Below are 13,664 nucleotides of genomic sequence, written 5' to 3' on the forward strand. Positions count from 1 at the left end.
GCGGAGCACGAGATGGCAGACATCACCTTCGACCAGGTGCAGATCTCCTACGCCGGCAAGGGCGAGCCGTTCGTCGCGGTGAACGGGTTCGAAGCGCACGTGCGCGACGGCGAGTTCGTGACGATCGTGGGCGCCAGCGGCTGCGGCAAGAGCAGCGTGCTGCTGGCCGCCGACGGCCTGCTGCGCCCTTCCGGCGGGCAGATCCGCATCGGCGAGAAGATCGTGAACAAACCCGGCCCCGACCGTGGCGTGGTGTTCCAGGACGCGTCGCTGATGCCGTGGCGCACGATCCTCGCGAACGTCGCGTTCGGACTCGAGATGCAGGGTGTCGACAAGGCGACGCGGCTGGACCGGGCCCGGCACTTCATCGAGCTGGTCGGCCTGGCCGGACGTGAAGAGGCCCACCCGCACCAGCTCTCGGGCGGCATGCGCCAGCGCGTCGGCATCGCCCGCGCGCTGGCCACCGACCCCGAGGTGCTGCTGATGGACGAGCCGTTCGGCGCGCTCGACGCGCAGACGCGGGAGCTGATGGCCACCGAGCTGCTGCGGATCTGGGACCTGGACCGGAAAACGGTGCTGTTCGTGACCCACGGCATCGACGAGGCGGTGTTCCTCGCCGACCGCGTGCTCGTGATGGGCGGCAGCCCGAGCCGCGTGGTCGAAGTGATGGAGATCGACCTGCCGCGCCCGCGGGACGCGGCGGTGCGGGCGAGCGAGGCGTTCGGCAAGTACCGCACGCACCTGGCCGAGCTGCTCTTCGGCGCGCAGGCCGGGGCGGCGGTGCCGTCATGACGCAGGGCTTGCGCACGCGGCCGCCCCGCCCGGTGGCCGCCGCGCCGCCGAGCCGCGCGGTGGGCCTGCGCTGGCTGCCGCCGGTGCGGGCGCGGTTCGTGCTCGGCAGCCTGGTCGTGGTGCTCGCGCTGTGGCAGCTGTGCGCCTCGATCGGCCTGGTCGACGTGCAGTTCACCAGCACGCCGGTGGCGATCGTCCAGGCCGGTGGTGACCTGCTGAGCTCGGGCGAGCTGTGGGAGAACGCGCAGACGACGCTCGTCGAGTTCTTCGCCGGGTTCGCGCTGGCGGTGGTCGTCGGGGTGCCGGTGGGCATGCTGATGGGCTGGAAGCTGCGGATCCGCCAGACGCTGGAGCCGGCGCTGATCGCGCTCTACGTCACGCCGTCGCTCGCGCTGCTGCCGCTCGTGGTGCTGGCGCTGGGCATCGGCGAGGCCTCGAAGATCGCGATGGTCTTCATCGAGGCCGTGATCACGATCGCGGTGAACGCCATGGCGGGCATCCGCGAGACGGACCCGAAGCTCGTGCAGGCGGCCCGCGCGTTCTGCGCGAGCGGCGGTGCGATGTTCGGCAAGATCCTGTTCCCCAGCGCACTGCCGACGATCATGGCCGGCCTCCGCCTGGGCGCCGGGCGCGGCGTGATCGCCGTGATCGTGGCCGAGCTCTACGGCGGCACGGACGGCGTGGGGCAGCTGATCTCCACGTACGGCCAGAACTTCGACGTCGCCCCGCTGCTGTTCCTGACCCTCGTGGTCGGGATCTTCGGGTACGTCGTGACCGCACTGCTGCGCGTGCTCGGCACCGCCGCCACGTCGTGGGAGAGGTGAACCGATGACCACCACTGTCAGTCCCCGGAAGCGGCGTGTGCCGGAGAAGGCCATGCCGATCGTGCTCGGCGGCGGTTTCCTCGTGCTGGTCGCGATCCTGTGGCAGATCGCCGCGTGGGCCGGCCTCGTGAACCCGTTCCTCACGTCCTCCCCCGTGCTCATCGCGGGCTCGCTCGGCGACCAGATCGGCTCGGGACTGCTGCTGCGCAGCCTCGGCACGAGCGCGCTGGAACTGGTGATCGGCTTCGGGATGGCCGCGATCGTCGGCGTCGCCGTGGGACTGCTGATGGGCCGCTACCGCTACGTCGACTACGTGGTCGAACCGTACGTGTGGCTGCTGTACTCCGCGCCGATCGTCGCGCTGTTCCCCTTGCTGGTGCTGATGTTCGGCCTCGGCAGCCCGACGGTCGTGGCCATCACGTTCCTGATGTCGGTGATCCCCGTGATCGTCAACTCCGCCCAGGGCGTGCGCAACGTCGACCCGAAGCTGATCCGCACCGCCGTCTCGTTCGGCGCGGGCGAGACGGCCTTGCTGCGCAAGGTGATCCTGCCCGCGTCGGTGCCGACGGTGATGGCCGGGCTGCGCCTGGGCGTGGGCCGCGGGCTCGTCGGCGTGGTCGTGGGCGAGTTCTTCGCGGGCGACGGCGGGATCGGCTACAACATCAGCTTCTTCGCCGGCCACCTCGGCACCACGGAGGTGCTCGCGTCCGTGTTCGTCGTGATCGTGGCCGGCGTCCTGCTCAACGTGGGCGCCCGCAAGCTCGAATCCCTCGCCGACTCCTGGCGCACCGAACTCCCCTGACCGCTTTCCAGGAAAGAGGTACCCCGTGAAGCAGATCGCCGCCGACATCGGCGGGACGTTCACCGACCTGACCGCCGTGGACGAGCACGGCGTCTTCAGCACCGCCAAGACCCTGACCACCCCGCACGACCACGCGGAGGGCGTGCTCGACGGGCTCGACAAGCTCGGCGCGCACCTGCCCGACACCGAGCTGTTCCTGCACGGCTCCACCATCGCGATCAACACCGTGCTGCAGCGCGCCGGCGCCGCCACCGCGCTGATCACCACCGAGGGCTTCCGCGACGTCTACGAGATCGGGCGCGGCAACCGCTCCGAGCCGTACAACCTGTTCTTCGGCAAGCCCGACCCGCTGGTGCCGCGGCGGCTGCGGCGCGAGGTGCGCGAACGCGTGCTCGTGGACGGCAGCGTGCGCACGCCTTTGGATGTCGCGACCGCGCGCGAGCTGATCACCGAGCTGAAGTCCTCGGGCGTGCAGTCCGTCGCGGTGTGCCTGCTGCACGCGTATGCCAACCCGGAGCACGAGCTCGAGCTGGGCCGGCTGTTCACCGAGCTGTGGCCCGAGGCGTACGTGACGCTGTCGCACCAGATCATGCGCGAGTACCGCGAGTACGAGCGCACGTCGACCGCCGTGCTCAACTCCTACGTCGGGCCCGTCGTGTCGCGCTACCTCGACTCGCTGACCACGCGGCTGGAGGCGCGCGGTTTCCGCGGCCGGCTGCTGATCATGCAGTCCAACGGCGGCATCATGTCCGTCGAGACCGCACGGCAGAGCCCGGTGCGGATGATGGAGTCGGGTCCCGTCGCCGGTGTCATCGGCGCGTCGGCGCTGGCCGCCGGGCTCGACCTGCCGCGGCTGATCTCGTTCGACATGGGCGGGACCACGGCCAAGACCAGCCTGGTCAAGGACGGCCAGGTCGACATCAGCCCGGGTTACTTCATCGGCGGCTACGCGACCGGGCACCCGATGGCGCTGCCCGTGGTCAACATCGTCGAGGTCGGCGCGGGCGGCGGCAGCATCGCGTGGGTCGACCCCGCGGGCGCGCTCAAGGTCGGCCCCGTCAGCGCCGGTGCGGCGCCCGGCCCCGCGTGTTACGGCCGCGGCGGCGACCGCCCGACGGTGACCGACGCCAATCTCGTGCTCGGCCGGCTCGGCGCGAGCCGGTTCCTCGGCGGCGAGATGCCGCTGGACCGCGCGGCCGCGGAAGCCGCGATCATGACCCACGTCGCCGAGCCGCTGGGCCTCGACCTGCTGGCCGCCGCGCGCGGGATCGTGACCATCGCCGACGCGCAGATGTCGCTGGCCGTGCGCGCGGTTTCGGTGGAGAAGGGCGAGGACCCGCGCACGTTCGCGCTGGTGGCGACCGGCGGCGCCGGCCCGCTGCACGCCGTGTCGATCGCGCGGGAGCTCACCATCGGCACGGTCGTGATCCCCGTGCTGCCCGGGCAGTTCTCGGCCAAGGGCATGCTCTACTCCGAGGTGCGCCACGACCTCACGCGCACGCACCTGGCGAAGTTCGAACCGTCCACAGTGGAGCAGTACGCGATCACGCTCAAGGCGCTGGGCGCCGAGGCGTGGGCGCGACTGCGGGCCGACGTCGGCGAGCCGGCGACCGCGCCCGTGCTGCAGCACTTCCTCGAACTGCGCTACCAGGGCCAGGAGTTCACGATCCCGGTGCCGGTGCCCGAAGAGGGCCTGTCCACCGCGAACCACGCGGCCGTCCGCGCGCTCTACGACGAGATGCACAACCGGCTCTACGGCCACCACGCGGCCGACGAGACGGTGGAGGCCGTCGGGGTCCGCACGGTGATCTCGCTGCCGCTCGAAACGACCGCGGGCAGCGCGGCCGAGGTCGAGACCGCCTCCGGCGAGCCCGAACCGGTCGAGCACCGGCCCGTGGTGCTGCACGGCGGCGGCCCGGAACCCGTGTCCTGTCCCGTCTACGACCGCGAGGCGCTGCGGCCCGGCCACCGGATCACCGGTCCCGCCGTGGTGCAGGAAGCCACGTCCTCGGTCGTCTTCTATTCCGGCGACGTGCTGACCGTCGCCGCCGACCTGTCACTCGTCGTCTCCGTGGGGAGCCCCGCATGACCATCGACCCCGTCACGCTCGAAGTGGTGCGCTGCGCGCTCGTGGCGTACTCCGACGAGATGGCCACCGCGCTGCGCCGCGCCGCCTACAACCCGATGATCTTCGAGGTCCAGGACTACTGCGTGGGCCTCGTCGACACCGAGGGCGAGCTGATCGCCCAGAACCTCGGCGGCCTGCCGATCTTCCTGGCCGACCTCGGCGTCTCCGTGGCCGACGGCATCGAGCGCCACGGCCTCGAAGGCTTCGAGCCCGGCGACGCGCTGGTGATGAACTACCCGTACGTCGCGGGCCAGCACCTGAACAACGTGGTGGTCTACACGCCGATCTTCGTCGACGGCAAGGTGGTGGCGTTCCCCGCGGTGCGCGCCCACTGGGTCGACATCGGCGGCTCGCGCATCGGCTTCGGCTCCACCGCCACCACCGACATCTACTCCGAGGGCCTGCAGCTGCGCTCGATCAAGGTGATGAAGGCCGGCGAGTGGGACGCCGACGTGATGCAGATCCTCAAGGACAACATCCGCATCCCCGAATCGTCGCTGGGTGACCTGCGCGCGGCCATCGCGGCCTGCCGCCTGGGCGAGCGCCGCATCGCCGAGCTGTGCGAGCGCTACGGCCTCGACACGGTCATGGCGTGCATCACCGAGATGCGCGACCAGTCGGAACGCCTGTCGCGCCACGCGGTCGCGCAGATGGCCGACGGCGAGTACACGGCGTCGGCGTGGATGGACAACGACGGCCAGGACCTCGACAAGCGCATCACGCTCGACCTCAAGGTGATCGTGAAGGGCGAAGAGCTCACGATCGACTTCTCCGACATCAACGAGCAGGTCAAAGGTCCGCTCAACTCGGGCAAGTCGGGCGGCGTCGCGGCCGCGCGGGTGGCGTTCAAGATGCTGACGCTGCCGACGCACCCGGTCGACGAGGGGTCCTTCCGCAACCTGCACGTGGTGCTGCCGGAAGGGAAACTGCTCAACGCCAAGTCCCCGGCCGCGCTGGGCCAGTGGAGCATCTCGCTGCCCACGGTGGTCGACACGATCATCCGGGCGCTGGCCGACGCGTTGCCCGACCAGGTGCCGGCCGCGCACAAGGGCGACATGTCGGGCTTCACCTTCCACGGCATCGACGAAAAGACCGGCTCCCGCTTCGTGTGCCTCAACATCAACGGCGGCGGCTGGGGCGGGCGTCCCGTCGGCGACGGGCCGAGCGCGTGCGTGTCGGTGTGCCAGGGCGACGTGCGCAACATCCCCATCGAGATCCAGGAAGCGCGCTACCCCTTGGTGTTCACGCGCCACGAGCTGCGCGCCGACAGCGGCGGCGCGGGCCGCCACCGCGGCGGGCTGGGCCTGGAGATCGACGTGGAACCGCAGCAGGCGATGTTCACCAACATCGCCAACGAGCGCACGACCTGCCCGCCGTGGGGCCTGCGCGGCGGCCACGCGGGCGCGGTCAACGACACGATCGTCACGCAGCCGGGCGGACAGCCGGAGCACGTGAAGAAACACACCGGGCTGGCGTTGCAGGCGGGCTCGAAGGTCACCTTCCGCACCGCGGGCGGCGGGGGCTGGGGTTCGCCGGCGGAGCGGCCGGCCGGCGACGTCGCCGAGGACGTGCGCGACGGCTTCGTGACGGCCGAGGCCGCGCGTGAGCTGTACGGCGTCGTGCTCACGGCCGACGGGCGGGTGGACGAGCCGGCGACCGGCCGGCTCCGGGCCACGCAGGCAGATGTCGCTCGTCGGTGAGCTCGCCGCGCGGGCGCACTCGGTCGGTTCCCGGCCGGTGCCGCCCGCGGTCCGGGCCGCCGCCCGGGCCCACCTGACCGACGCCGTCGGTGCCCTGATCGCCGGCCACACCACGCTGGCCGGCTCCGTGGCCGGGCTCGCGCACACCCTGTCGGCGGAGTACGGCGCCGCGCGGCGGACCGCGTTCCTCGGGGGGGTGTACGCGCACGGCTGGGAAGCGGGCGACATCCACCGCGGTTCGGTGCTGTGCCCGGGGTGCGTGGTGTTGCCGGCGACGCTGGCGGTGGTGCCCTCGACCGCGTCGGCCGAGGATTTCGAGCGGGCCTTCCTGGCCGGCTACGAGGTGGCGCTGGCCGCGGCGGCCGCGATCGGGGGCGAGGGGCTGATCCGGCGAGGGTGGTGGCCGACGGCTTTGCTGGCCCCGCTCGGCGGCGCGGCCGCGGCTTCCGTGCTCCTCGACCGGCCGCTCGCCGTGACCGCTTCGGCGATCGCGCTGGCCGCGCAGCACGCGGGCGGGTCGATCGCGGGTGCGACGGACCGGGCGGACGGCAAGTACCTGCTGGCCGGGTTCGCGGCGGAACGCGCGGTGACGGCGTTCCTCGCGGCCGACTCCGGCTGGACGGGCCCGCTCGACATCCTCGACGACCCGCGTTCACCGCTGCTGCGTGCGGAAGCCGCCTTGCCGGAGCCGTTCCTGCTGCCGGAGACGAGCCTGAAGCCCCACGCGGGGGCGAAACACCTGCAGGGCGCGATCGACGCGGTGCTGTCGCTGCGTCCCCCGGGCGGCTGGTCCTCCTCGTCGGTGCGGCGGCTGCGATGCCGGTTGCCGGCACAGCTGGCCGGGATCGTCGACCGGCCGCCGCCGTTCGGCTCGGCGTTGAGCGCGTTGGGCAGCGCCCAGTTCGTGCTGGCCATCGCGGCGCTGCGGGGCCACTGCACGCCGTGGGACTTCTCCGACGGCGCACTGCGCGACGAGACCGTACTGGAGCTGGCGCGGGTGGTCGAGGTCGAGCCGGCCGACGACCTCACGGCCGCCTACCCCGCCAAGTGGGGCGCGCGGGTGGAGATCACCACCGCGTCGGGGGCGGTCTCGGCGGATCGCCTCGACGCGCGGGGTGACCCCGGAAACCCGTTGCCGGACAACGAGATCGTCGGGAAGTTCGTCACGCTGGCCGAGCGCGAGCTGGGCCCGGCGCGGGCGCGGACGGTCGCGGAGTCGTTGCTGGGCCCGGATCCCTCGACGGTGTCGGTGCTGCGCGAGCACGTGCTGCCGTTGCTCGGGAGTACGTTCGTCAGGTCACCGGAGAACGCCGCGGCGGGCGTGAGAACAGGGGGCTCGTCCTGACCACCGACCGATCCGCACCCGATCTGAGCCGCGCGCCGACGCCGCAGACGGTGCTGATGACGATGCTCGGCCGCTACTGCCTCGAGGAGAATCCCGAGATCGCGACCGCCGGGTACATCGAGGTGCTCGCGCGGATCGGCGTGTCCGCGCACGCCACGCGGCTCACCCTGTCGCGGATGACCGAGCGCGGGCTGCTGGACCGCTCACGCCAGGGCCGCGCGGCGTACTTCCGCGCGTCGGAAGTCGGGCTGCGGGTGGTGCGCGTGCAACAGCAGCGGACGTTCCACGACACGGGCGAGGAGCCGCAGCCGCCCGGTGCGTGGACGGTCCTGTGTTTCTCGCTGCCGGAGACCCATCGCAAGGAACGCCACCTGCTGCGGCGGAGCCTGGCGTGGGAGAGCTTCGGGCTGCTGCGCGACGGTGTGTGGCTCGCGCCGGGCGAGCGCGACGTCTCGGCGATCCTCGCGCAGCTGCCCGGCGCGGGCGTCGACCAGCACGTCGAGGTGTTCACGGCGTACCCGAAGTTCGACGACGTGCAGGGGATGATCTCCCGCACGTGGCACCTCGACGAGCTGGCCGCGCGCTACGACCGGTTCCTGCGGTCCTGGGACGTGCCCGACCCCGTGCCGGAGGCCCTCGACGACCTCGGCCGCGACCTGATCCTGGCGTCGGCGTGGCGCCAGCTGCTGCGCGAGACCCCGCGCCTGCCCGCCGAGCACCTGCCGGGCGACTGGCCTGCCGCGCGCTGCCACGAACTGTTCCGCACCCTGCACGAGAACTACCGTCCCGATGCCGACCGCATCTTCACCGGCATCCTCGCCGAACACCGGATGAGCTGAGGAGAATTTCGATGCGCGTGGTGGACACCCACTTCCACTGGTTCCCCCGGTCCCACTTCGAAACCATGGCCGCGCGGGATTCGTTTCCCCGCACCGAACGCGTCGGCGACGGCTACCGCTACCTGTACAACGAAGGCCGCGGCTTCATCCCGCTGCCGGCCGTCTGGTTCGACCTCGACGCGGGCTTCGCGGCGGCCACCGCCGCCACCGGCCGCGACACGGTCGTGGTCTGCACCACCGGCGTGCTGGCGGGCATGCTCGACCAGATGCCGGCGGAGGAGGCGCTGGACGAGGCGTACGCGTACAACGAGGAAATCGCTCGCGCGCAACGCCTCCACCCGGGCCGGTTCTTCGGCACGGCCGCGATCCCGCTGCAGGACACGGCGACGGCGTTGAAGGTGCTCGACCACGCGGTGGGCTCGCTCGACTTGCGCGGGGTCAACCTGCCTTCGATGATCGGCTCGGAAACCGTGGACGCTGCGCGGCTGGAGCCGTTCTACGAGCGGGTCGCGGAACTCGGCGTGCCCCTCATCGTGCACCCGACGGACCTCGCCTTCAACGAGGTCCTCACCGGCTACGCGGACGGCATCCAGCGGTCCATCGGCCGCCTCCTCGACTCCAGCGTGACGGTGCTGCGCCTGATCTTCAGCGGCATCATGGACCGCCACCCCTCGCTGCGCGTCGTCCAAACCCACGCCGGCGGCCTGCTGCCCTACCAGGCCGGGCGCATCGACAAGAACGCCCGCATCGAAGGCCTGCCTCGCCTGCCTTCGGAGTACCTGAAACGCGTCTTCGTCGACACCGTCGCACCCCAGTCCCTGACCATCCGCACGGCCCTGGAGTACTACGGCCCCGACAACATCCTCTACGGCACCGACCACCCGTGCTGGAGCCCCCACGCGGCGGTGTCGATCCTGGACGAGTCGGCCCTGTCGGAGGAGGTGCGGACGAAGATCTACTCGACGAACGCGGAGTCGGTGTTCAGGCTGACGTGAGTCTCCACTGTGGACACTCACTCCCCCGGTTCCGGCTCGCCCAAGGCGTAGGCCTGGGAGAAGTCCAAGAAAGTCACCCCGTTCTCGGCGGCGTAACGACCGGCCTCGCGCTCCGCGGATTCGATGGCGGAGCCGAGGCCGGACGCGCGCCAGAGGGTGATGCGTTCTTCGTACGGCGCGCCCGGCCACGAGTGCCACTGGAAAACGCAGCGGACGACGTACCACTCCGACACCTCAGATCTCCGCCAGAACCAGCCCACCCCGGGGCTTCGGGGTGAAGTAAGTCGCCTTCCGGGGCATGCGCAGGCCGGCCGCGTGGACTTTCAGCACGGTGGCGAAGTCGACGGGCGCCAGCTGCACCACCGCGTCGGCGCCGGCCGGTGCGGGGCGGCCCGCCGGCAAGGGCTGTACGTGCGGACCGTCCAGATCCAAACCCAGGGCCTCGCCCAGGAGCAGCCGCTCCACCACGGCGTGATCGATCGTCAGCTCGTCGGCCGGCGGAAGCACCACCCGCAAGAAGGACGGCCGCGCCAGCACCACCACCGAACCCGGGACAGCGGGCGGAGTGCCGTCGGCGACCTCCGAGACCTCCAACCCGACCCCGCGCCAAGCCGACGCCAGCTCGACGGAGGTCAGCCCCGTCCCCGTCAGCACCCGGTGGATCGCCCCGATGCGCAACCGCGGCCCGCCTGTCACCAGGGCCAGCAGCGAACCCGTCTGCGCCGCGGCCGCGACCCGGTGGTTCCCGTCGGCCACCAGAAGATCGGCCGCCGACGCGGCTCCGATCAAGCGTTCCTGCACGGTCCCCGACGGAACCACCCACAGCTCGTGCCGGCGTCCCGACTGATCGACGGTGGACACATCCGGCCGCCCCAGCCCCGCGCACGCCGCCTCGACCTCCGCGGTCAGCGCTTCGCCGCCGGTCGAAGGCACCAGCAGCGCCGCGCTCGTCGCGGTGCCCAAGCCGGCCAGCACGGCGGCGCGCTCGGCCACCACGTGCGGATACACCTCCTCCGTGTGCCGCACGTGGGAGCCGCCCGCCGTCAGCTCACGGACGTCGACCAGGCACAGCACCCCCACCGCCGTGCCGTCCGGGCCCGAGATGCGGTAGGGCGCGACGAACCCCGCCACCGACCGGTAGTGCCGCGCCCGGATGCGGGCCAGCGCGGCCCGCGCGGAAGGCAGCGCCGCGGCCAGGTCGAGGCCTCGCGCCAAGGCCGCGGGCGTCCGCGCGGGGTGCTGCACCGCCAGCAGCGTGTCGCCCGCCGCGCCGGGGGACGCGAGGGCCGTGACCACCGCGTCGGGCTCGGCGAACTCGTCGACGTCCGGGCCCGGCACCTCGCCGCGCACCACCCACCCGCGGCGGATCGGCCGCACCCACGTGTCCATCCCCTCATCATGGCTGGCCTGCCAAGGCTGTCCGACAGTCAGTCTTTCGTGAAATGCTTACCGTTGCGAAACAGTTGTCCCGGCCCCTGGGAACCCCGAGGAGACCCCGCCGATGAGCACCCCCGCCGAGACGCCGGCGCCCACGAAAAAGGCCGTCGGCCTGCGCTCCGAGCGCGGACCGGTGCTCGCGGCGGTGATGCTGAGCACCGGGCTGGTCGCGCTCGACAGCACGATCATCGCCACGGCCGTGCCCTCGGTGGTCGGCGACCTGGGCGGGTTCTCGCAGTTTCCGTGGCTGTTCTCGGTCTACCTGCTCACCCAGGCGGTCACCGTGCCGCTCTACGGCAAGTTCGCCGACGTCCTCGGCCGCCGGCCGGTGATGTTCTTCGGCATCGCCGTGTTCCTGCTCGGCTCGGTGCTGTGCGGCGCGGCCTGGAGCATGCCGGTGCTCATCGCCGCGCGCGCCCTGCAGGGCGTCGGGGCCGGGGCGGTGCAGCCGATCAGCATGACGATGGTCGGCGACCTGTACACCGTAGAGGAACGCGCCCGCGTGCAGGGTTACGTCGCCGGCGTGTGGGCCGTCGCGTCCGTGCTCGGCCCGGCGCTGGGCGGCGTGTTCTCCGAGTTCCTGAGCTGGCGCTGGATCTTCTTCGTGAACCTGCCGCTGGGCGCGATCGCCGCCTGGATGCTGCACCGCAAGTTCGCCGAACGCGTCGAACGCACGCGCCACCACATCGACTACGCGGGCGCCGGCCTGCTCATCACCGGCTGCACGCTGCTGATCCTCGGGCTGCTGGAAGGCGGCGTGGCCTGGGGCTGGGGCTCGGTGGTGGGCGTCCTCATCTTCGTCGCCTCCGCGGCCGCGCTGGTCGGGTTCGTGCTGGTCGAACGCCGCGCGGCCGAGCCCGTCCTGCCGCTGTGGGTCTTCACGCGGCGCACCCTGGTGGGCGGCACGCTGGTGGCCCTCGTCGTCGGCGCGACGCTGATGGGACTCAGCTCGTTCCTGCCGACCTACGCCCAGGGCGTGCTCGGCCACGACGCCCTCACGGCCGGCTTCGCCCTGGCCGCGCTCACCGTCGGCTGGCCGATCGCCGCGTCGCTGTCGGGGCGGCTCTACATGCGGATCGGGTTCCGCGACACCGCGTTCATCGGTGCGGGGCTCATCGTCGTCGGCGTGGCGCTCACCACGCTGCTCGGCGAGAACACCTCGCTCTGGAGCGTGGCCGGCGCCGCGTTCGTGGTCGGCGCCGGCCTCGGCCTCGCGTCGAGCCCCACGATCGTGGCCAGCCAGTCGAGCGTCGGCTGGGAACGCCGCGGCGTGGTCACGGCCACGAACATGTTCGGCCGTTCGCTGGGCAGCGCGGTCGGCGCGGCGGTGTTCGGCGCGATCGCCAACTCCACCCTCGCCGGCCGCTTCGCCCACCCGCCCGCCGCCGTCGCGGGGCACCTGCCCGACAGCGCCGACGCGACCAGCCTCGTGCTCGGCCGGACGGACCACTCGGCGGCCGCGGAGTACGTGCGCGATTCGCTGGCGGGCGCCACGCACAACGTGTTCGTGGCGATCGCCGCCGTCGCCGCGTTCAGCCTCGTCGCGCTGGCCCTGATGCCGCGCAAGGCGGAGCAGCTGAAGTTCTAGTTCTGCAACGGCAGCAGCTCACGGTGCAGGCCGTCGAGGAACCGCTCGTAGTCGCCGGAATGCCCGGGCCGGATCACGAACTTCGACAGCCCCGCCTCGATGTGCTGCTCAAGCAGGCGCCGCGCTTCGGCCCAGCTCGTGGCCACGAGCTCGGTGACGGGCGTGCCGGGCCGGCGCTTCGCGGCCACCGCCAGCATCCGGTCGGGCATCCCCTCGCTCGCCACGAGCAGGCTCAGGCCGAAGTGGTCGGGCTCGATCTCGCGCCCGGCCTCTGCGGCGGCGTCCTGGATCGCGAGGCGCGCGGCCCGCGCCTGCGCGGGTGAGTGGAAGCTGCCGAGCCAGCCGTCGGCCAGGCGCCCGGCACGGCGCAACGCGGCGGGCGCGCTGCCGCCGAGCCACACGTCGAGGCGCTTGGCCGGGCGCGGCCCGATCGTCACGCCGTCGACCTGGTAGAACTCGCCGGCGAAGTGCACGTCGTCCTGCTCCAGCAGCAGCCGCAGCAGGGTGAGGGCTTCGTCGAAAACCGCCGCGCGCGGCCCGGGCACGGGGAACAACGCGTGCTCGGGTGCGTTCGCCGGCCGCAACCCGAACACCGGCAGCACGCGCTTCGGCGCCAACCCGGCCAATGTCACCAGCTGCTTCGCCACGAGCACCGGATGGCGGCCGGGCAGGATCGCCACGCCCGTGCCCACCTTGAGGTCCGTGGTGCGCGCGAGCGCGTGCGCCATGCCGACCAGCGGGTCGACCTCCGGCGCGTAGACCAGCTCCGAGAGCCACAGCGAGTCGATTCCGGCCGCCTCCAGCGTCTCCGCCAGCCCCGCGAACTCCGCGGGCCCGGTCCCCGGCGCCGGCGCCACCCCCACCCGGATCTTCAGTTCCTCGCCCACCCCTGCTCCTTCCGCAGCCGTCCCTGTGCGCAACGCCGCCGGGCCCGCCCGGTATGCCCGCACGACGAAGGCCCCCTCCCGGATGGGGGCCGGAAGGAGGCCTTCTGCCCGGTCGGGCCGGTGTCCACTCCGGCCGGCTTCCGAGCCCGCTCATCGTGGAAGAGAGGTGTACAAGATCTGTATATATCGCCCCGGTTGTGTCTTTGGCCCCGGCTGTGTCTTCGGCCCCGGCTGTGTCTTCGGCCCCGGCTCCGCCGGGGCGGGCGAGATCGCCTTGGAGCCGGCTTCGGGATCGGGCGGTCGGATCGGCCGGGGGCCGATCGCACC

The 13,664-nt window shown here is 72.2% G+C and carries 12 protein-coding genes; 9 read left to right on the forward strand and 3 right to left on the reverse strand.

Annotated elements, in window-relative coordinates:
• The first annotated feature begins 12 nt into the window (after positions 1–12).
• The 8 genes from AB0K15_RS07470 to AB0K15_RS07505 are packed head-to-tail and all read left to right on the forward strand — an operon-like array spanning position 13 to position 9,425.
• Positions 13–792, forward strand: coding sequence for an ABC transporter ATP-binding protein (locus AB0K15_RS07470; protein WP_364046615.1), 780 nt, complete (start codon positions 13–15; stop codon positions 790–792).
• A complete protein-coding gene (locus tag AB0K15_RS07475) occupies positions 789–1,616 on the forward strand; it encodes an ABC transporter permease (RefSeq protein WP_364046618.1) in 828 nt (275 codons plus the stop codon). The genes AB0K15_RS07470 and AB0K15_RS07475 overlap by 4 nt, the downstream gene beginning before the upstream one ends.
• 4 nt (positions 1,617–1,620) lie before the next feature.
• Positions 1,621–2,418 (forward strand): ABC transporter permease, encoded by a 798-nt coding sequence (locus tag AB0K15_RS07480; protein ID WP_364046621.1) that lies wholly within the window; start codon positions 1,621–1,623, stop codon positions 2,416–2,418.
• A gap of 25 nt (positions 2,419–2,443) precedes the next feature.
• Complete coding sequence (locus AB0K15_RS07485) at positions 2,444–4,507, forward strand: hydantoinase/oxoprolinase family protein (protein ID WP_364046624.1); 2,064 nt, start codon at positions 2,444–2,446, stop codon at positions 4,505–4,507.
• The gene (locus AB0K15_RS07490) at positions 4,504–6,246 is read left to right on the forward strand and encodes a hydantoinase B/oxoprolinase family protein (protein ID WP_364046627.1); all 1,743 of its coding nucleotides are present in this window, start codon (positions 4,504–4,506) and stop codon (positions 6,244–6,246) included. The genes AB0K15_RS07485 and AB0K15_RS07490 overlap by 4 nt, the downstream gene beginning before the upstream one ends.
• Positions 6,230–7,591 (forward strand): MmgE/PrpD family protein, encoded by a 1,362-nt coding sequence (locus AB0K15_RS07495; protein WP_364046630.1) that lies wholly within the window; start codon positions 6,230–6,232, stop codon positions 7,589–7,591. Before AB0K15_RS07490 ends, AB0K15_RS07495 begins: the two co-directional genes overlap by 17 nt.
• A 56-nt stretch (positions 7,592–7,647) precedes the next feature.
• Positions 7,648–8,430, forward strand: a complete 783-nt coding sequence (locus tag AB0K15_RS07500; protein WP_364046633.1) for a PaaX family transcriptional regulator C-terminal domain-containing protein — start codon at positions 7,648–7,650, stop codon at positions 8,428–8,430.
• A gap of 11 nt (positions 8,431–8,441) precedes the next feature.
• Entirely contained in the window at positions 8,442–9,425 is a 984-nt protein-coding gene (locus AB0K15_RS07505; RefSeq protein WP_364046636.1) for an amidohydrolase family protein, read from the forward strand.
• 17 nt (positions 9,426–9,442) lie between these two features.
• Here AB0K15_RS07505 and AB0K15_RS07510 read toward each other — a convergent pair whose 3' ends face one another.
• Complete coding sequence (locus AB0K15_RS07510) at positions 9,443–9,658, reverse strand: hypothetical protein (RefSeq protein ID WP_364046639.1); 216 nt, start codon at positions 9,656–9,658, stop codon at positions 9,443–9,445.
• 1 nt (position 9,659) lies between these two features.
• The gene (locus AB0K15_RS07515) at positions 9,660–10,814 is read right to left on the reverse strand and encodes a DUF1015 family protein (RefSeq protein ID WP_364046642.1); all 1,155 of its coding nucleotides are present in this window, start codon (positions 10,812–10,814) and stop codon (positions 9,660–9,662) included.
• Positions 10,815–10,926: 112 nt separating this feature from the next.
• Between AB0K15_RS07515 and AB0K15_RS07520 the strand changes: the two genes are divergently transcribed.
• Positions 10,927–12,450, forward strand: a complete 1,524-nt coding sequence (locus AB0K15_RS07520; RefSeq protein ID WP_364046645.1) for an MDR family MFS transporter — start codon at positions 10,927–10,929, stop codon at positions 12,448–12,450.
• Here the strand turns inward: AB0K15_RS07520 and AB0K15_RS07525 are convergent.
• Entirely contained in the window at positions 12,447–13,337 is an 891-nt protein-coding gene (locus AB0K15_RS07525; RefSeq protein ID WP_364046648.1) for a TIGR03854 family LLM class F420-dependent oxidoreductase, read from the reverse strand. The two genes, AB0K15_RS07520 and AB0K15_RS07525, sit on opposite strands and share 4 nt — an antisense overlap.
• Positions 13,338–13,664: the final 327 nt, after the last annotated feature.

The organism is Amycolatopsis sp. NPDC049253 (genome assembly GCF_040678995.1).
Lineage (GTDB): Bacteria > Actinomycetota > Actinomycetes > Mycobacteriales > Pseudonocardiaceae > Amycolatopsis.

Bases quoted from the DNA above. Each gene is read 5' to 3' on its own strand.
- AB0K15_RS07495 (WP_364046630.1), top strand. From the start codon at position 6,230: ATGTCGCTCGTCGGTGAGCTCGCCGCGCGGGCGCACTCGGTCGGTTCC.
- AB0K15_RS07505 (WP_364046636.1), top strand. From the start codon at position 8,442: ATGCGCGTGGTGGACACCCACTTCCACTGGTTCCCCCGGTCCCACTTC.
- AB0K15_RS07470 (WP_364046615.1), top strand. From the start codon at position 13: ATGGCAGACATCACCTTCGACCAGGTGCAGATCTCCTACGCCGGCAAG.
- AB0K15_RS07480 (WP_364046621.1), top strand. From the start codon at position 1,621: ATGACCACCACTGTCAGTCCCCGGAAGCGGCGTGTGCCGGAGAAGGCC.
- AB0K15_RS07475 (WP_364046618.1), top strand. From the start codon at position 789: ATGACGCAGGGCTTGCGCACGCGGCCGCCCCGCCCGGTGGCCGCCGCG.
- AB0K15_RS07520 (WP_364046645.1), top strand. From the start codon at position 10,927: ATGAGCACCCCCGCCGAGACGCCGGCGCCCACGAAAAAGGCCGTCGGC.
- AB0K15_RS07500 (WP_364046633.1), top strand. From the start codon at position 7,648: ATGACGATGCTCGGCCGCTACTGCCTCGAGGAGAATCCCGAGATCGCG.
- AB0K15_RS07490 (WP_364046627.1), top strand. From the start codon at position 4,504: ATGACCATCGACCCCGTCACGCTCGAAGTGGTGCGCTGCGCGCTCGTG.
- AB0K15_RS07515 (WP_364046642.1), bottom strand. From the start codon at position 10,814: ATGGACACGTGGGTGCGGCCGATCCGCCGCGGGTGGGTGGTGCGCGGC.